General features: G+C 59.3%; 19 protein-coding genes. 8 read left to right on the top strand and 11 right to left on the bottom strand.

The features are described from left to right. Positions 1–21: 21 nt before the first annotated feature. The gene (gene cspD / locus CKW19_RS20265; RefSeq protein ID WP_095059533.1) at positions 22–288 is read right to left on the bottom strand and encodes a cold shock domain-containing protein CspD; all 267 of its coding nucleotides are present in this window, start codon (positions 286–288) and stop codon (positions 22–24) included. A gap of 224 nt (positions 289–512) precedes the next feature. Here cspD and clpS point away from each other — a divergent pair, with 224 nt between their 5' ends. Together clpS and clpA are read left to right on the top strand one after the other, a co-directional pair. After that, positions 513–875: an ATP-dependent Clp protease adapter ClpS gene (gene clpS / locus CKW19_RS20260; RefSeq protein WP_046032480.1), complete on the top strand. Its 363-nt coding sequence runs from the start codon at positions 513–515 to the stop codon at positions 873–875. A 30-nt stretch (positions 876–905) separates the two neighbouring features. Beyond that, positions 906–3,176 (top strand): ATP-dependent Clp protease ATP-binding subunit ClpA, encoded by a 2,271-nt coding sequence (gene clpA, locus CKW19_RS20255; protein ID WP_053161438.1) that lies wholly within the window; start codon positions 906–908, stop codon positions 3,174–3,176. A gap of 129 nt (positions 3,177–3,305) precedes the next feature. On the opposite strand, the gene infA is transcribed toward clpA, so the two are convergent. The 4 genes from infA to trxB all read right to left on the bottom strand — a co-directional run bounded on the left by infA (position 3,306) and on the right by trxB (position 6,103). After that, the gene (gene infA, locus CKW19_RS20250) at positions 3,306–3,524 is read right to left on the bottom strand and encodes a translation initiation factor IF-1 (protein ID WP_002553999.1); all 219 of its coding nucleotides are present in this window, start codon (positions 3,522–3,524) and stop codon (positions 3,306–3,308) included. A gap of 111 nt (positions 3,525–3,635) precedes the next feature. Next, positions 3,636–4,343, bottom strand: coding sequence for an arginyltransferase (locus CKW19_RS20245; protein ID WP_095059532.1), 708 nt, complete (start codon positions 4,341–4,343; stop codon positions 3,636–3,638). Positions 4,344–4,400: 57 nt separating this feature from the next. Then, on the bottom strand, positions 4,401–5,081 hold the full coding sequence (gene aat, locus CKW19_RS20240) for a leucyl/phenylalanyl-tRNA--protein transferase (protein WP_095059531.1): 681 nt from the start codon (positions 5,079–5,081) through the stop codon (positions 4,401–4,403). A 62-nt stretch (positions 5,082–5,143) separates the two neighbouring features. Beyond that, on the bottom strand, positions 5,144–6,103 hold the full coding sequence (trxB, locus tag CKW19_RS20235) for a thioredoxin-disulfide reductase (RefSeq protein ID WP_095059530.1): 960 nt from the start codon (positions 6,101–6,103) through the stop codon (positions 5,144–5,146). Positions 6,104–6,408: 305 nt separating this feature from the next. Here trxB and CKW19_RS20230 point away from each other — a divergent pair, with 305 nt between their 5' ends. The 6 genes from CKW19_RS20230 (at position 6,409) to cysG (ending at position 14,038) form a co-directional block, all read left to right on the top strand. Beyond that, positions 6,409–8,820 carry a DNA translocase FtsK gene (locus CKW19_RS20230; protein WP_095059529.1) on the top strand — a complete coding sequence of 804 codons (2,412 nt, stop codon included), beginning with the start codon at positions 6,409–6,411 and terminating at the stop codon, positions 8,818–8,820. A gap of 66 nt (positions 8,821–8,886) precedes the next feature. Next, positions 8,887–9,510, top strand: a complete 624-nt coding sequence (gene lolA, locus CKW19_RS20225) for an outer membrane lipoprotein chaperone LolA (RefSeq protein ID WP_095059528.1) — start codon at positions 8,887–8,889, stop codon at positions 9,508–9,510. Positions 9,511–9,650: 140 nt separating this feature from the next. Continuing rightward, positions 9,651–10,973, top strand: coding sequence for a replication-associated recombination protein A (locus tag CKW19_RS20220; protein WP_095059527.1), 1,323 nt, complete (start codon positions 9,651–9,653; stop codon positions 10,971–10,973). Beyond that, on the top strand, positions 10,973–11,347 hold the full coding sequence (crcB, locus tag CKW19_RS20215) for a fluoride efflux transporter CrcB (RefSeq protein WP_095059526.1): 375 nt from the start codon (positions 10,973–10,975) through the stop codon (positions 11,345–11,347). The genes CKW19_RS20220 and crcB overlap by 1 nt, the downstream gene beginning before the upstream one ends. Before the next feature lie 15 nt (positions 11,348–11,362). Then, the gene (serS, locus tag CKW19_RS20210; RefSeq protein WP_095059525.1) at positions 11,363–12,643 is read left to right on the top strand and encodes a serine--tRNA ligase; all 1,281 of its coding nucleotides are present in this window, start codon (positions 11,363–11,365) and stop codon (positions 12,641–12,643) included. Next, a complete protein-coding gene (gene cysG / locus CKW19_RS20205) occupies positions 12,644–14,038 on the top strand; it encodes a siroheme synthase CysG (RefSeq protein WP_095059524.1) in 1,395 nt (464 codons plus the stop codon). A 130-nt stretch (positions 14,039–14,168) separates the two neighbouring features. On the opposite strand, the gene CKW19_RS20200 is transcribed toward cysG, so the two are convergent. From CKW19_RS20200 to tusD, 6 genes are all read right to left on the bottom strand, one after another. Further along, a complete protein-coding gene (locus CKW19_RS20200; RefSeq protein ID WP_095059523.1) occupies positions 14,169–15,170 on the bottom strand; it encodes a glutathione S-transferase family protein in 1,002 nt (333 codons plus the stop codon). 91 nt (positions 15,171–15,261) lie between these two features. Continuing rightward, positions 15,262–16,263 carry a glycosyl transferase family protein gene (locus tag CKW19_RS20195; RefSeq protein WP_095059522.1) on the bottom strand — a complete coding sequence of 334 codons (1,002 nt, stop codon included), beginning with the start codon at positions 16,261–16,263 and terminating at the stop codon, positions 15,262–15,264. Next, a complete protein-coding gene (locus tag CKW19_RS20190) occupies positions 16,260–16,595 on the bottom strand; it encodes a TusE/DsrC/DsvC family sulfur relay protein (RefSeq protein WP_095059521.1) in 336 nt (111 codons plus the stop codon). The genes CKW19_RS20195 and CKW19_RS20190 overlap by 4 nt, the downstream gene beginning before the upstream one ends. Next, positions 16,592–16,885, bottom strand: coding sequence for a sulfurtransferase complex subunit TusB (tusB, locus tag CKW19_RS20185; RefSeq protein WP_095059520.1), 294 nt, complete (start codon positions 16,883–16,885; stop codon positions 16,592–16,594). Before tusB ends, CKW19_RS20190 begins: the two co-directional genes overlap by 4 nt. Then, positions 16,885–17,247 carry a sulfurtransferase complex subunit TusC gene (gene tusC, locus CKW19_RS20180; RefSeq protein ID WP_095059519.1) on the bottom strand — a complete coding sequence of 121 codons (363 nt, stop codon included), beginning with the start codon at positions 17,245–17,247 and terminating at the stop codon, positions 16,885–16,887. Before tusC ends, tusB begins: the two co-directional genes overlap by 1 nt. A gap of 1 nt (position 17,248) precedes the next feature. Beyond that, positions 17,249–17,641, bottom strand: coding sequence for a sulfurtransferase complex subunit TusD (gene tusD, locus CKW19_RS20175; protein WP_095059595.1), 393 nt, complete (start codon positions 17,639–17,641; stop codon positions 17,249–17,251). Positions 17,642–17,865 lie beyond the last annotated feature (224 nt).

Genomic DNA, 17,865 nt, shown 5'->3' with positions numbered 1-17,865 from the left:
TGACTGGATGACGGCGTGGTCTTAGGCCGTCACGGTCTGTTGCTCGGCATGCGTCGCGATTGTCGAAGCCTCTACAGGGTTGCCGATGTTGACGGCGTGCAGACCTTTTGGCCCCTGGATGATTTCGAAAGAGACAGCCTGGCCGGCTTTCAGTGTCTTGTAACCATCCATTTGAATGGCCGAGTAGTGGGCAAACAGGTCTTCTGTTTTGTCGTCCTCATTAATGAAACCGTAACCCTTGGCGTTGTTGAACCATTTGACCTTACCGCTGACCTTGACACCTGACATACCCAACTCCCTCTGCAACAGACTCCATCACTGGAGTATCATCCAGTACATCCGCAGTCGAATCAGTAAATAAGATTGACTCCGCGGACCTTTTTTACCCACTGTGGGCTCTATTGGTTGTAACACCGTTTTGCCGATAGTCAAGCAGACCTGGCACTCGGAGTTGAAAACGCTGATAGCCGCCCCCACCACTGTAATCGAACAACTGACGAACCTTTCTTTCCATGCATGCAATCAGCCAGATTCGACTAACATTCAATCAGGATCGCCCTGATTCACACGACGACGATTCCGCAGGCATTGCTGTTCAGGAGGCCAAGCCTGCACTCCAGGCGCCGCCGATGTACAAGGTGGTTTTGTTTAATGATGACTACACACCGATGGATTTCGTCGTCGAAGTGCTCGAGGTGTTTTTTAACCTGAATCGCGAGCTGGCGACCAAGGTCATGCTAGCCGTCCATACAGAAGGACGGGCAGTATGTGGAGTGTTTACCCGCGACATCGCCGAGACCAAGGCCATGCAGGTCAACCAGTACGCCAGGGAAAGCCAGCATCCGCTACTCTGTGAAATCGAGAAGGACGGTTAATCGCCGACCACTTGGGTATGAGGTGAAGCTATGTTAAACCGCGAGCTCGAAGTCACCCTCAATCTTGCCTTCAAGGAGGCCCGTTCGAAGCGTCATGAGTTCATGACCGTCGAACACCTCCTGCTGGCCCTATTGGATAATGAGGCTGCCGCCACCGTTTTGCGTGCGTGCGGTGCAAACCTCGACAAACTCAAGCATGACCTGCAGGAGTTCATCGACTCCACCACGCCATTGATCCCTGTCCATGACGAGGATCGTGAAACCCAGCCAACCCTGGGCTTCCAGCGTGTACTGCAACGTGCTGTGTTTCACGTACAGAGCTCGGGCAAGCGTGAAGTGACTGGCGCCAATGTGCTGGTCGCGATCTTCAGTGAGCAAGAGAGTCAGGCGGTGTTCCTGCTGAAACAGCAGAGCGTTGCGCGCATTGATGTCGTCAATTACATCGCCCATGGCATTTCCAAAGTGCCGGGGCATGGCGATCACTCTGAAGGTGAGCAAGATATGCAGGACGACGAGGGCGGTGAGTCTTCTTCTTCAGGCAATCCTCTGGATGCTTATGCCAGCAACTTGAACGAACTCGCGCGCCAGGGTCGTATCGATCCGCTGGTGGGGCGTGAGCTGGAAGTCGAGCGCGTCGCGCAGATCCTGGCGCGTCGTCGCAAAAACAATCCGCTGCTGGTGGGCGAGGCGGGCGTGGGTAAAACCGCGATTGCCGAAGGCCTGGCCAAGCGCATTGTCGACAATCAAGTGCCGGATTTGCTGGCCAACAGCGTGGTGTATTCCCTCGACCTGGGTGCCTTGCTGGCCGGTACCAAATACCGCGGCGATTTCGAGAAGCGCTTCAAGGCGTTGCTCAATGAGCTGAAAAAACGCCCGCAGGCGATCCTGTTCATCGACGAGATCCACACCATCATCGGTGCGGGTGCCGCGTCCGGTGGCGTCATGGATGCCTCGAACCTGCTCAAGCCGTTGCTGTCGTCTGGCGATATTCGTTGCATCGGTTCGACCACTTTCCAGGAATTCCGCGGGATCTTCGAGAAGGACCGTGCCTTGGCTCGTCGCTTCCAGAAGGTCGATGTGTCGGAGCCATCGGTAGAAGACACCATTGGTATTCTGCGCGGCCTGAAGGGGCGTTTCGAGAGCCATCACAATATCGAATACAGTGATGAAGCCCTGCGCGCGGCTGCCGAACTGGCTTCGCGTTACATCAATGACCGTCACATGCCGGACAAGGCCATTGACGTCATCGACGAGGCGGGTGCCTATCAGCGCCTGCAACCGGTCGAGAAGCGTGTGAAGCGCATCGAAGTGCCTCAAGTTGAGGACATCGTTGCGAAAATCGCGCGAATTCCGCCAAAACACGTCACCAGCTCCGACAAAGAACTGCTGCGTAACCTTGAGCGTGATCTGAAGTTGACCGTGTTTGGCCAGGATGCCGCAATCGATTCCCTGGCGACCGCGATCAAGCTGTCTCGTGCCGGTCTCAAGTCACCTGACAAGCCTGTCGGTTCGTTCCTGTTCGCAGGTCCCACCGGTGTCGGTAAAACCGAAGCGGCGCGTCAGCTGGCGAAGGCGTTGGGCGTCGAGCTGGTTCGTTTCGACATGTCCGAGTACATGGAGCGCCACACCGTATCGCGTCTGATCGGTGCGCCTCCAGGCTATGTCGGGTTTGATCAGGGCGGTCTGCTGACCGAAGCCATCACCAAGCAGCCTCATTGCGTGCTGCTGCTCGATGAAATCGAGAAGGCGCATCCGGAAGTCTTCAACCTGCTGCTGCAGGTCATGGATCACGGTACGCTGACCGACAACAACGGGCGCAAGGCGGATTTCCGTAACGTAATCGTCATCATGACGACCAACGCCGGTGCCGAGACCGCAGCTCGTGCTTCGATCGGTTTCACCTATCAGGATCACTCTTCCGATGCGATGGAAGTGATCAAGAAGAGCTTCACGCCGGAATTCCGTAACCGTCTGGACACCATTATCCAGTTTGGTCGCCTCAGCCATGAGGTCATCAAAAGCGTGGTGGACAAGTTCCTTACCGAGCTTCAGGCGCAACTGGAAGACAAGCGTGTGCTGCTGGAAGTGACCGATGCCGCTCGCGGCTGGCTGGCGGCGGGTGGTTACGACTCGGCAATGGGGGCTCGACCTATGGCTCGCCTGATCCAGGACAAGATCAAGCGTCCGCTGGCGGAAGAGATTCTCTTTGGCGAACTGGCCGAGCATGGCGGTGTGGTGCACATCGACATCAAGGACGGAGAACTGACGTTCGAGTTCGAGACGACAGCCGAGATGGCCTGACGTTTAGAAGCTAATCAAAAAGGCGCCGAAAGGCGCCTTTTTGTTGTCCGCCGCTCCTACAGGATTGTCGTGTAAACAATCTGCAAACAAAAACGCCCGGCATAAGCCGGGCGTTTTGTATTGACTTGATTAGCGAGCGCGGTAAGTGATGCGCCCTTTGCTCAAGTCATAGGGCGTCAGCTCGACGCGCACTTTGTCGCCGGTAAGAATGCGGATGTAGTTCTTGCGCATCTTGCCGGAAATATGCGCGGTTACGACGTGCCCATTTTCCAACTCCACACGAAACATGGTGTTGGGCAGGGTGTCGACGACAGTGCCTTCCATTTCGAAGCTGTCTTCTTTCGACATGCAGTAAAGCCCTCGGTGTCCAATGAATGGCCCGGTGCAACTGCGCCAGGCAAAAGCGGCGTGCATTGTGCCCGAAAAAGGGGGTTTAAGCCAAGGGGTTTAGGGTTTGCCCTAATTTAGAACCACCCAACGCTGGTTAATCAGCAGTTCAATGGGTCGATATTGCGTCTTGTAGTTCATTTTTTTGCAGTTTTTGATCCAGTAACCCAAATAAACCGCCTCCAGACCCAGCCGCTGGGCCTCGGCGATTTGCCAGAGAATCGCGTAGCGCCCGAGGCTGCGGCGTTCTTCCGCGGGCTCGTAGAAGGTATAGACCGCAGACATTCCGTTTGGCAGCAGGTCGGTCACGGCAATGGCCAGCAGCCGGCCATCGAGGCGGAACTCATAGAAACGGGAAAACGGCAGGTCGCGCACCAGGAACGTCGAAAACTGATCGCGGCTCGGCGGGTACATGTCGCCATCGGCGTGACGCTGTTCGATATAGCGCTGGTAGAGGCTGAAATACTCTTCGCTGAATCCGGGCTTGGCCGGCCGTACCTGTAAATCGGCATTGCGCTTGAAAATGCGTTTTTGCTGCCGGTTGGGCGTGAATTGCGCCACGGGAATGCGCGCCGGTACGCATGCATTGCAATTCTGGCAATGCGGCCGATAGAGATGATCGCCACTGCGACGAAAACCCATCTCTGACAGATCTGCATAGACATGCACATCCATGGGCTGGCTAGGGTCGAGGAACAAGGTTGTGGCCTGCTCCTCTGGCAGATAACTGCAAGAGTGCGGCTGAGTGGCATAGAACTTCAAACGCGCCAACTCGGTCATGATCAACCCTCGGGATAGTGCTTTGGATTAAGTGTAAGCCACACGCGCAAAAGTCGCTCAGCAAACCCAATTGGCGCTGCTGGGCTGGTCCAGATACTGCGCAAGGTAATTGGCAAACTCGCGGCGTGGAATCGCCCGGGCGCCCAGGCTATGCAGGTGATCGGTAGGCATCTGGCAATCGATCAGTACAAAACCCGAGTCTTTCAGATGCTTGACCAGTGTGGCAAAGCCGAATTTCGAGGCGTTGTCAGCGAGGCTGAACATGGACTCGCCGAAAAACAACCGGCCCATCGCCAGGCCGTACAGGCCGCCGACCAATTCGTCCCCGTCCCAGACTTCCACCGAGTGCGCGTGCCCACGCTTGTGCAGTTCGATGTAGGCGTTCTGCATGGCTTCGGTAATCCAGGTGCCATCGGCGTAATCCCGAGGCGCGGCACAAGCGCGGATGACGGCCGCAAAATCTTCGTCGAAGGTCACTTGATAGCGTTGTTGGCGCAGCAGTTTGTTAAGGCTGCGGGAAACGTGCAATTCGTCGGGAAACAGAACGGTGCGCGGATCCGGCGACCACCAGAGGATCGGCTGGCCTTCGGAAAACCATGGAAAACAGCCGTGGCGATAGGCCGAGATCAGCCGATCGGCAGACAGGTCGCCACCGGCGGCCAGCAGCCCGTTGGGGTCGCGCATGGCTTTTTCCAGCGGTGGGAAGTGCAAGGTATTGCGTTGTAACCAGGTCAGCATGGCATCCGGACTTACAGAAGGGGAGGGCAATGGCGGGTTTTGGCCCGCCATAAAGTTTGCCTTCAAACGGTTGGAATGTCGTCGAGGTATTTTTCGGCGTCCAGCGCCGCCATGCAACCGGCACCGGCCGAAGTGACGGCCTGGCGATAGACATGGTCAGCCACATCACCGGCGGCAAACACGCCGGCGATGGCCGTGGCCGTGGCATCGCCCTCGCTGCCGCCCTTGACCACCAGATAGCCGTCACGCATTTCCAGTTGGCCTGTGAACAGGTCGGTATTGGGTTTGTGCCCGATGGCGATAAACACGCCGGCCAGCGGTAACTCCCGGGTTTCACCGGTATGACTGTCGCGCAGGCGGGCGCCGGTCACACCGCTGGCATCACCCAGTACCTCGTCCAGATTCTGGTTCCAGTGCAGGCGAACATTACCGTTGGCGGCTTTTTCGAAGAGTTTGTCCTGGAGAATTTTCTCCGAGCGCAGTTTGTCGCGTCGGTGAATCAGATGCACTTCTTTGGCAATGTTCGACAGGTACAGCGCTTCTTCGACGGCTGTATTGCCACCGCCCACCACCGCGACCACCTGATTGCGATAAAAGAATCCGTCACATGTTGCGCAGGCCGAAACGCCTTTGCCGGCAAACGTTTCTTCCGACGGCAAGCCCAGGTATTGAGCCGAAGCGCCGGTGGCAATGATCAATGCGTCACAGGTATACGTGCCGCCATCGCCAATCAGTTCGAACGGGCGTTGTTGCAACTTGGCAGTATGGATGTGGTCGTAAACGATCTCTGTGGCAAAGCGCTCTGCGTGCTTTTGCATGCGCTCCATGAGGACCGGGCCGGTGAGGCCTTCGACATCCCCTGGCCAGTTGTCGACTTCGACGGTGGTGGTGAGCTGGCCACCTGCCTGTATGCCGGTGATGACAACGGGTTTGAGGTTGGCGCGGGCGGCATACACGGCGGCGCTGTAACCGGCGGGGCCGGAGCCTAGAATGATCAGGCGGTGATGCTTCGCTTCACTCATAAAAACACCTCATAAGCCTTTGTCACAAAAGAGAATGCATGCTCAAATTGCTCTGCATGTCATGTGCCGTTGACTATGCTGCACACAAGGGGCTCAGGCATGGCGTCGTGCGCACAAACCCGTACAATGCCTTGCGTGTTACATATATTCAGTGCGCACCGTGTTTATAAAAACCGGAGCGTAGTGTTAAAAGTAGTCCCGGTTACGCGTGTTAACTTTTTTACCCGCCTGGATTGGGCGTTTTTTGGCAGTTTTCATAGTCATTCAACAGATGGACGCGCCGTTGGCGCAGGAAAAGAAGCGTTTTGAAGAAATCCACCGCAGCACCTAAACCAGCCGTCGTTCCGCTCTGGCGCCAGCACTTGCACTACCGACTCAAGGAAGGTGCGCTGATCGCCATCGGTGCCTTGTGCCTGTTCCTGATGATGGCCTTGCTGACCTACGGCAAGGACGATCCGGGTTGGAGCCATAACAGCAAGATCGACGATGTTCAGAATTTCGGTGGGCCGGCAGGCTCCTACAGCGCCGACATCCTGTTCATGGTGCTGGGTTATTTCGCCTACATCTTCCCGTTGCTGCTGGCGATCAAGGCGTATCAGATCTTCCGCCAGCGCCACGAGCCGTGGCAGTGGAGCGGCTGGCTGTTCTCCTGGCGCCTGATCGGCCTGGTGTTCCTGGTGCTGTCGGGCGCGGCCCTGGCCCATATCCATTTCCATGCCGCGACCGGTCTGCCGGCCGGTGCGGGCGGTGCGCTGGGTGAAAGCCTCGGCGACCTGGCCAGGAACGCGTTGAATATCCAGGGCAGCACATTGCTGTTCATTGCACTGTTCCTGTTTGGCCTGACCGTGTTCACTGATCTGTCGTGGTTCAAGGTGATGGACGTCACCGGGAAAATCACCCTCGACCTGTTCGAGCTGTTCCAGAGCGCCGCGAATCGCTGGTGGGCTGCCCGTACCGAACGCAAGCAACTGGTCGCACAATTGCGTGAAGTCGACGATCGCATGGATGAAGTGGTCGCCCCGAGCGTCACCGACAAGCGCGAGCAGGCCAAGGTCAAGGAGCGTTTGATCGAACGTGAGCAGGCCTTGAGCAAGCACATGTCCGAGCGCGAGAAGCAGGTTCCGCCGGTCATCGCGCCAGCCCCGCCAAAGCCCGCAGCGCCGAGCAAACGCGTCGAGAAAGAGAAACAGGCGCCGCTATTTGTAGACAGCGCCGTGGAAGGCACTTTGCCGCCGATCTCGATTCTCGATCCCGCGGAAAAGAAACAACTCAACTATTCGCCTGAATCCCTGGCCGCAGTCGGCCATCTGCTGGAAATCAAGCTCAAGGAATTCGGCGTCGAAGTCACGGTGGATTCGATCCATCCTGGCCCGGTCATTACCCGTTACGAGATCCAGCCTGCTGCCGGAGTCAAGGTCAGTCGTATTTCCAACCTGGCAAAAGACCTGGCCCGTTCCCTGGCCGTCACCAGCGTGCGTGTGGTGGAAGTGATTCCGGGCAAGACCACGGTCGGTATCGAGATTCCCAACGAAGACCGGCAGATCGTGCGTTTTTCAGAAGTTCTGTCGACCCCCGAGTACGACAACTTCAAATCCCCGGTCACCCTGGCGCTGGGTCATGACATCGGCGGCAAACCGGTCATCACCGACCTCGCGAAGATGCCGCACTTGCTGGTGGCCGGTACGACCGGTTCCGGTAAGTCGGTGGGTGTGAACGCGATGATCCTGTCGATCCTGTTCAAGTCTGGCCCGGAAGACGCCAAATTGATCATGATCGACCCGAAAATGCTCGAGCTGTCGATCTACGAAGGCATTCCGCACCTGCTGTGCCCGGTGGTGACCGACATGAAGGACGCCGCCAACGCCTTGCGCTGGAGCGTTGCCGAAATGGAACGCCGCTACAAGCTCATGGCGAAGATGGGTGTACGGAACCTGTCCGGCTTCAACGCCAAGGTCAAGGAAGCCCAGGACGCCGGCGAACCGTTGAGCGATCCGCTGTACAAGCGCGAGAGCATCCACGACGAAGCGCCGTTGCTGCAAAAGCTGCCAACCATCGTGGTGGTGGTCGACGAATTCGCCGACATGATGATGATCGTCGGCAAAAAGGTTGAAGAGCTGATTGCCCGTATCGCCCAGAAGGCGCGGGCAGCCGGTATCCACCTGATCCTCGCGACCCAGCGTCCGTCGGTGGATGTGATCACCGGTCTGATCAAGGCTAACATTCCGACCCGCATGGCGTTCCAGGTGTCGAGCAAGATCGACTCGCGGACCATCATCGACCAGGGCGGCGCCGAACAATTGCTGGGGCACGGTGACATGCTGTACATGCCGCCAGGCACCAGCCTGCCGATTCGTGTCCACGGTGCGTTTGTTTCCGATGATGAGGTTCACCGCGTGGTGGAAGCCTGGAAACTGCGGGGTGCGCCGGAGTACAACGACGACATTCTCAACGGTGTCGAAGAGGCCGGTAGCGGCTTTGAAGGCAGTAGCGGTGGCGGCGACGGCGATGATCCAGAGGCTGACGCGCTGTATGACGAAGCGGTTCAGTTTGTCCTGGAAAGCCGTCGTGCTTCCATCTCCGCGGTTCAGCGCAAGCTGAAGATCGGCTACAACCGCGCCGCGCGCATGATCGAAGCCATGGAAATGGCCGGGGTCGTGACGTCCATGAACACCAACGGTTCGCGTGAAGTCCTGGCCCCGGGCCCGGTGCGCGACTGACCTGATTTTGAAAGGGGCGGCGTCCCTGACGCCGCCCGCACTCCCACGAATGTTATGAGGACTCCCATGCGTCTGATCCGCATGCTGTTGCTGCCGGTACTGGCTTTGACCACGCTCTCGGCCCACGCTGATGACAAGGACGTGGCACGCCTGACCCAATTGCTGGAAAAATCCCAGACCCTGACCGCGCGCTTCTCGCAGTTGACCCTCGATGGCACCGGCACCCAGTTGCAGGAAACCGCCGGCGAGATGTCGTTGCAGCGTCCAGGCCTGTTCTACTGGCACACCAAAGCCCCAGCGGAGCAGACCATGGTCTCCGATGGCAAGAAAGTCACCCTGTGGGACCCGGACCTGGAACAGGCCACCATCAAGAACCTCGACCAGCGCCTGACCCAGACCCCAGCCTTGCTGCTGTCCGGTGACGTGTCCAAGATCAGCCAGAGCTTCGATATCAGCGCCAAGGAAGCCGGCGGTGTGATCGACTTCACGCTCAAGCCGAAAACCAAGGACACCCTGTTCGACAGCCTGCGCCTGTCGTTCCGCAACGGTCTGGTCAATGATATGCAACTGATCGACAGCGTTGGCCAGCGCACCAATATCCTGTTCACCGGCGTCAAGGCCAACGAGCCGATTCCCGCGTCCAGATTCAAGTTCGACATCCCGAAGGGTGCGGACGTGATCCAGGAATAATACGCAAAACCCTTGTAGGCGCCGGCTTGCTGGCGATGGCGGTTTGTCATTCAACATTAGCGTCGACTGACCCACCATCGCCAGCAAGCCGGCTCCTACAGGGGGATACGGTGTTCATAGCGAGGTTTTAAAAGTACGTGATGGACCTGTTTCGCAGCACCCCCATCGCCCAGCCCCTGGCCGCTCGTTTGCGTGCGGCCAACCTGGACGAGTACGTCGGTCAGGAACACGTGCTCGCTCGCGGCAAGCCTTTGCGCGAAGCGCTGGAGCAGGGTGCCCTGCACTCGATGATTTTCTGGGGGCCGCCCGGTGTGGGTAAAACCACGTTGGCGCGATTGCTGGCGGAAGTCTCGGACGCGCACTTCGAAACGGTCTCGGCGGTACTGGCCGGGGTCAAGGAGATCCGTCAGGCGGTGGAAATCGCCAAGCAGCAGGCCGGGCAATACGGCAAGCGCACCATCCTGTTCGTCGATGAAGTGCACCGCTTCAACAAGTCGCAGCAGGACGCGTTCCTGCCTTATGTCGAAGACGGCACACTGATTTTCATCGGCGCAACCACCGAAAACCCTTCGTTCGAACTCAACAACGCCTTGCTGTCCCGGGCTCGTGTCTATGTGCTCAAAAGCCTCGATGAAGCGGCCCTGCGCAAGCTGGTGCACCGCGCATTGACCGAAGAGCGTGGTTTGGGCAAACGCAACCTGACCCTCAGCGATGAAGGCTTCCAGATGCTGCTGTCGGCCGCCGATGGCGATGGCCGGCGTTTGCTCAACTTGCTGGAAAACGCCTCGGACCTCGCCGAAGACAACAGCGAAATGGGTGTGGACCTGCTGCAAAGCCTGCTGGGTGATACCCGTCGGCGTTTCGACAAGGGTGGCGAAGCGTTTTACGACCAGATTTCCGCGCTGCATAAATCGGTGCGCGGCTCCAATCCCGACGGCGCATTGTACTGGTTCGCGCGGATGATCGACGGCGGTTGCGATCCGCTGTACCTGGCCCGCCGCGTGGTGCGCATGGCCAGCGAGGACATCGGCAATGCCGACCCTCGCGCCCTGAGCTTGTGCCTGGCGGCGTGGGAGGTGCAGGAACGTCTCGGCAGTCCCGAGGGCGAATTGGCGGTGGCTCAGGCCATTACGTATCTGGCCTGCGCACCGAAAAGCAACGCGGTGTACATGGGCTTCAAGACTGCCTTGCGGGCCGCCGCCGAGCACGGTTCGCTGGAAGTGCCGCTGCACCTGCGCAACGCGCCGACCAAACTCATGAAACAACTGGGTTACGGCGATGAATACCGTTACGCCCACGACGAACCTGATGCTTATGCTGCAGGCGAAGACTATTTCCCGGAAGAACTCGACCCGATCCCGTTCTATCAGCCGGTGCCGCGAGGCCTGGAGCTGAAGATCGGCGAGAAGCTCAATCACCTGGCGAAACTCGACCGTTTAAGCCCCCGGCAGCGGAGAAAGTAGTGGTTCCCTTGATCATTGCAGTGTCCATCGGTGGCGTGGCCGGCACGTTGTTGCGCTTTGCCACGGGCAACTGGATCAACGCTAATTGGCCGCGGCACTTCTATACCGCGACGCTCGCCGTTAATATCGTGGGCTGTTTGCTGATCGGCGTTCTATACGGTCTGTTTTTGATACGCCCGGAAGTGCCCTTCGAGGTGCGCGCCGGGCTGATCGTCGGCTTCCTCGGGGGGCTGACGACTTTTTCATCCTTTTCACTGGATACGGTGCGCCTGCTGGAAAGCGGGCAAGTGCCGCTGGCCCTGGGCTATGCTGCCATCAGCGTATTCGGCGGGCTGCTCGCCACCTGGGCCGGCCTGTCCTTGACCAAACTTTAATAACGAGAGACCGACATGCTCGATTCCAAACTGTTACGTAGCAACCTTCAGGACGTAGCGGACCGCCTGGCATCCCGTGGCTTTACCCTGGATGTTGCGCGCATTGAAGCGCTGGAAGAACAGCGCAAGACCGTCCAGACCCGCACCGAAGCACTGCAGGCTGAACGTAATGCACGCTCCAAATCCATCGGTCAGGCCAAGCAGCGCGGCGAAGACATCGCACCGCTGATGGCAGACGTCGAGCGCATGGCGGGCGAATTGAGTACCGGTAAAGTCGAACTGGACGCGATCCAGACTGAACTGGACTCGATCCTGCTGGGTATTCCCAACCTGCCGCACGAATCCGTGCCGGTTGGCGAAGACGAAGACGGCAACGTCGAAGTGCGCCGCTGGGGTACGCCTGCGGTGTTCGATTTCCCGGTTCAGGACCACGTGGCCCTGGGTGAGAAGTTCGGCTGGCTGGACTTCGAAACTGCCGCCAAGCTGTCCGGCGCCCGTTTCGCGTTGCTGCGCGGCCCGATCGCCCGCATGCACCGCGCCCTGGCGCAGTTCATGATCAACCTGCACGTCACCGAGCATGGCTATGAAGAGGCCTACACGCCTTATCTGGTCCAGGCGCCGGCGCTGCAAGGCACCGGTCAGTTGCCGAAATTCGAAGAAGACCTGTTCAAGATCACACGCGAAGGCGAAGCCGATCTGTACCTGATCCCGACGGCCGAAGTGTCGTTGACCAACATCGTTGCCGGCGAAATCGTCGACGCCAAGCAACTGCCGATCAAGTTTGTTGCCCACACTCCGTGCTTCCGCAGTGAAGCCGGTGCGTCGGGTCGCGACACCCGCGGCATGATCCGTCAGCATCAGTTCGACAAGGTAGAGATGGTGCAGATCGTCGATCCGTCGACGTCGATGGAAGCGCTGGAAGGCCTGACCGCCAACGCTGAAAAAGTCCTGCAGCTGCTGGAACTGCCGTATCGCACCATCGCGCTGTGCACCGGCGACATGGGCTTCAGCGCGGTCAAGACTTACGACCTGGAAGTGTGGATTCCGAGCCAGGACAAGTACCGCGAAATCTCGTCGTGCTCCAACTGCGGTGACTTCCAGGCCCGCCGCATGCAGGCGCGTTTCCGCAACCCGGAAACCGGCAAGCCTGAACTGGTGCACACCCTGAACGGTTCCGGCCTGGCGGTCGGTCGTACCCTGGTGGCGGTAGTGGAGAACTATCAGCAGGCCGACGGTTCGATCCGTGTGCCCGAAGTGCTCAAGCCGTACATGGGTGGCCTTGAGGTCATCGGCTAAATGAACTATCTGCCGCTGTTTCACAACCTTCGCGGCAGTCGTGTGTTGGTCGTCGGCGGGGGGGAGATTGCCTTGCGCAAATCCCGCCTGCTGGCCGATGCCGGTGCGCTGCTGCGGGTGGTTGCACCTGAAATCGAACCACAACTGCGTGAACTGGTTGCCGGCAGCGGTGGCGAGTGCCTGTTGCGTGGCTACGCCGAGGATGATCTTGACGGTTGCGCGCTGATCATTGCCGCCACCGACGACGAAGCGCTGAACGCACAAGTCTCCGCCGATGCCCATTGGTGTTGCGTGCCGGTCAACGTGGTGGACGCGCCAGCCCTGTGCAGCGTGATCTTCCCGGCCATCGTCGACCGTTCTCCACTGATCATTGCGGTGTCCAGCGGCGGCGATGCGCCGGTGCTGGCACGCTTGATTCGCGCCAAGATCGAAACCTGGATTCCGTCCACTTACGGCCAACTGGCCGGGCTGGCGGCCGGTTTCCGCCATCAGGTGAAAAAGCTGTTTCCGGATGTGCAGCAGCGCCGGGCGTTCTGGGAAGATGTTTTCCAGGGGCCGATCGCCGACCGACAACTGGCCGGGCAGGGCGGTGAAGCCGAGCGTCTGCTACAAGCAAAAATCGAAGGCGAAGCTCCAGTGGCGACCGGTGAGGTTTATCTGGTCGGTGCCGGCCCCGGTGATCCTGATCTGCTGACGTTCCGTGCCTTGCGCCTGATGCAACAAGCCGACGTGGTGTTGTACGACCGCCTGGTAGCGCCGGCGATTCTGGAGTTGTGCCGCCGTGATGCCGAGCGTGTCTACGTCGGCAAGCGTCGCGCCGATCATGCGGTGCCGCAGGACCAGATCAATCAGCAATTGGTGGATTTGGCCAAGCAAGGCAAGCGTGTGGTGCGGTTGAAGGGCGGCGATCCGTTCATTTTCGGTCGTGGCGGTGAAGAAATCGAAGAATTGGCGGCCCATGGCATCCCGTTCCAGGTGGTGCCGGGTATCACGGCAGCCAGCGGTTGCGCGGCGTATGCCGGGATCCCGCTGACCCACCGCGACTACGCGCAGTCGGTTCGCTTTGTCACCGGTCACTTGAAGGACGGTTCCACCGATTTGCCGTGGGCCGACCTGGTTGCGCCAGCGCAAACCCTGGTGTTCTACATGGGGTTGGTCGGCCTGCCGAGCATCTGTGAGCAGTTGATCAAGCATGGTCGCGCTGCCGATACCCCGGCGGCGTTGATCCAGCAGGGCACCACGGTCAATCAACGGGTGTTTACCGGTACGTTGGCCAACCTGCCGCAACTGGTGGCGGAGCATGAAGTGCATGCGCCGACGCTGGTGATCGTGGGCGAGGTGGTGCAACTGCGCGAGAAACTGGCGTGGTTTGAAGGGGCTCAGGGGCAGGTCTGAAACCGGGTGCCCCAATCGCTGGCAAGCCAGCTCCCACAGGTTTTGTGTTGAAGCTGCAATTTTCAACATCACATAGATCACTGTGGGAGCTGGCTTGCCAGCGATGGGGCCCTCAAAAGCCGCAAAAGCTTCAAGACCTGCGCCAAACCCCTTTCCCGCTCAACCGCTCCCGATCATGGGCGGCGGTGAAATCCTGGGCCGGGCCTTTCGGTACCACACCTGTCGGGTTGATGGTGCGGTGGCTGGCGTAGTAGTGGTTCTTGATGTGGGTGAAATCCACCGTCTCGGCAACCCCGGGCCACTGGTAAATCTCCCGCAGCCAGTTCGACAGGTTCGGATAATCGGCAATCCGCCGCAGGTTGCACTTGAAGTGCCCGTAATACACCGCATCAAAACGAATCAGCGTGGTGAACAGACGAATGTCCGCTTCGGTCAGGTACTCGCCCGCCAGATATCGGTTGGCGCTCAGTATCTGCTCCAAATGATCCAGCTCGGCAAACACGTCATCGAAGGCTTCTTCATACGCCTGTTGCGACGTGGCAAACCCGGCGCGGTACACGCCGTTGTTCACGGCCGGGTAAATCCGCTCGTTCAGCTCATCGATTTCACTGCGCAGCGGTGCCGGGTAGAAGTCCAGGTCATTGCCGGTCAGGTCATCGAAGGCGCTGTTGAACATGCGGATGATTTCCGATGATTCATTGTTGACGATGCGCTTCAGTTTTTTGTCCCACAGCACCGGGACGGTCACGCGGCCGGTGTAGTCGGCGGTATCGGCGGTGTAGCGCTGGTGCATGAAGTCGAAGTGATCGAGTTTGTCGCCGGTCGAGCCCAGCGTCTGGTCGAAGGTCCAGCCGTTTTCCAGCATCAGCCAACTGACGACCGAGACATCGATCAGGCTTTCGAGGCCCTTGAGTTTGCGCAGGATCAGTGTGCGATGCGCCCACGGACAAGCGAGGGAAACATAGAGGTGGTAGCGACCTGGCTCGGCCGCAAAGCCACCGACGCCGCTCGGGCCGGGTTGGCCGTCAGGGGTGAGCCAATGGCGGCGTTGCGCCTGTTCGCGCTGAAACGCGCCGTCCTTGCTGCTTTCGTACCACTTGTCCTGCCAGCGGCCATCGACTAACAAACCCATGTTCAAGACTCCCGAAACCAATAATCGTTGGAGTCGAGTCTATGCCCATGGGTTCGAACAAAAAGCGCAAAGATCGGGCGTAAATGATCGGTTAAATCGATTTGTCCCGTGCGGCCCAATATTGCTCGGCGGTTTCGAAGGCCTGTTCACGGGTCTGACCGAGGCCGCGCAAGGCCAGGGCCATGGTCGAAATCAGGGCCATTTGCGGGTAGCTGTCGACCACATCGCCACGCCACACCGCTTTCAAATGCTCAGGATCGAGCGCAGCGGGTTTGACGTGACGCTGCGCGGACACCTGCGGCCATTCCTCGTCCCAGCTTTCGCCACCCGTGGTGCCGTAGAGATGGCTGTCGGCATCCGGGTTGATCTCGATCTCGCCGCCATCGCCTTTGACGACGATGGCCGTGTCGCCCAGCAGGCCACTGGCATCGCGATGCACCGCCTGATAACCCGGGTGGAAAATGCTCTGCAGGCCACAGCGCGCGCCCAGCGGATTGAGAATCCGCGCCAGCGAGTGAATCGGCGAACGCAGGCCCAGGGTGTTGCGCAGGTCGATCATCCGTTGCAGCTGTGGCGCCCAGTCCATCAGCGGCATGAAGGCCAGGCCGCCGTTATCCAGCGCCTCGCCAACCTGCTGCCAGTTGCGGCACAGCGGGATGTTCAACTCGCCCAACAATTGCTCGCTGTACAGCCGACCGGCCGTGTGCGCGCCGCCGCCGTGCATGAAGATTCGCACACCGTTCTGCGCCAGGCACTTGGCTGCCAGCAGATACCACGGCAGATGGCGCTTCTTGCCGGCATAGGTCGGCCAGTCCAGGTCCACCGCCAGCTTTGGTGCGTCAAGACGTTCACGCAACGCTTCGGTGAAACCGGCCATTTCCTCGGCGCTTTCTTCCTTGTGCCGCAGCAACATCAGGAATGCGCCGAGCTGGGTTTCCTCGACCTTTTCATCGAGGACCATGCCCATGGCCTCGCGAGCCTCGGTTCGGGTCAGGTCGCGGGCACCGCGTTTACCCTTGCCGAGAATGCGCACGAACTGGGCGAACGGGTGTTCGGCAGGTGTTTCGAGGGTCAGCGCTGGGTAGTCGGTCATAAGCAATTCGTCGGTTTGGGCAGGCCCGCCAGTTTCGCGGCGAGTTTGGCGGGGGTGCCTTTGAACAGTCGGTTCAGGTGCAGGCTGTTGCCTTTTTCCGGACCGAGCTTCAATGCGGTGTATTTGATCAGCGGGCGAGTGGCCGGCGACAACTGGAATTCGGCGTAGAAACTGCGCAGCAACTCGAGGATTTCCCAGTGTTCCGCAGTCAGCGCGATGTCTTCGGCGGCGGCCAGGGCACTGGCCACGTCGGCCGACCAGTCGTTGAGCTCGACCAGAAAACCGTCTTTGTCCAGCTCGATGGCGCGGGCGCCGACGGTCAATGCATTCATAGCCAACTGTTGACCTTGTCGTGGTGAATCGACAGCTCGACGAAGGCCGGGTAGTCGATGGCTTCAACCCAATCCGCAACGCTGATGGCGCGGGCCTGGGCATCTTCGGCGAGGACGTAGAGTTTCAAACCGCGCGTTTGCAGTGCAGCGAAAGGTGCGGTGCCCGGCTGCAAGGCATAAGCCGCGTCGCCGGACAGCAGCAACGCGTCGGCAGCGCCGATCACGCGCAGGCAACTGGTCAGGCGATCGTCGCCGAACGGGGAATGAGACAACACATGCAGAGTCGACATCAGAGGGTGATCACCTGGTCGTAACGGTCAATAAGGGCGGTGATTTCGTGGGCGGCCAACACTTGGGCTTCTTCCAGTGACAGGCCGTTCGGCTCCAGACCGCGTTGGGACACACTGTCGGCGCAGGCAAACAGTTCTTCCACACCGAACATCGGCAGCGCTTGCAGGTTGGCGCTCAGGTCTTTCTGTTGCAGGGCCTTGGCGTTCTGGTTCGCGGCGAGCTGGAACACGCCATCGTCGAGAAACAACAGGCCAATCGGCAAATCGAAAGCGCCGCCGGCCAGCACGATGTCCAGCGCTTCCCTCGCACCCGGTCCGGACCAAGGCGCCTGACGGCTGATGACTAGCAAGGATTTGGCCATGTTATGCGCCTCTAAAACAGATCAGACGGTCGGCGTCTTGCACCGCGTCGTGTAACTGACCGAGGCCGGACAGTTCCCATGGCGCGCTGACGGCAACCGCTTCGCGCTGATAGCGTTTCGCTTCTTCCTCGTTCAACACCCCACGGCGCAGGGCGGCGGCGATGCAGACTACGCCATCGAGTTGATGGTCGCTGACAAAGGCGCGCCACTGCTTGGGCACGTCCAGCTCGTCCTGAGGCGTGACCACACTGCCGGACGCGTTGTTGACGCCATCCTGATAGAAAAACAACCGGACAATTTCATGCCCACCGGCCAGTGCCGCCTGGGCAAACAGCAGGGCGCGGCGCGAGGAGGGCGCGTGGGCGGCGGAAAACACGGCGATGGCGAACTTCATGGCGGACTCGATCAGCAAAACTGCGGCCATGATAATGCTTTCTGGGCGGGGCGGCTAAATCGATGTTGCTTGTGCGGGCCTCATCGCGGGCAAGCCCGCTTGTATGTTTAGACTTGAAGGGGTGGGTGGGACTAAAGCCTCGCTTCTGACTCTGACCAGTACAGACCGTGGGAGACATCGTCCCACCCCTTCACCTAATGCGCCGATAAGGAATGCATCGGCTC

It is taken from the genome of Pseudomonas sp. Irchel s3f7, assembly GCF_900187615.1.
Taxonomy (GTDB): domain Bacteria; phylum Pseudomonadota; class Gammaproteobacteria; order Pseudomonadales; family Pseudomonadaceae; genus Aquipseudomonas.
This window is presented reverse-complemented; position numbering and strand designations above follow the sequence as displayed.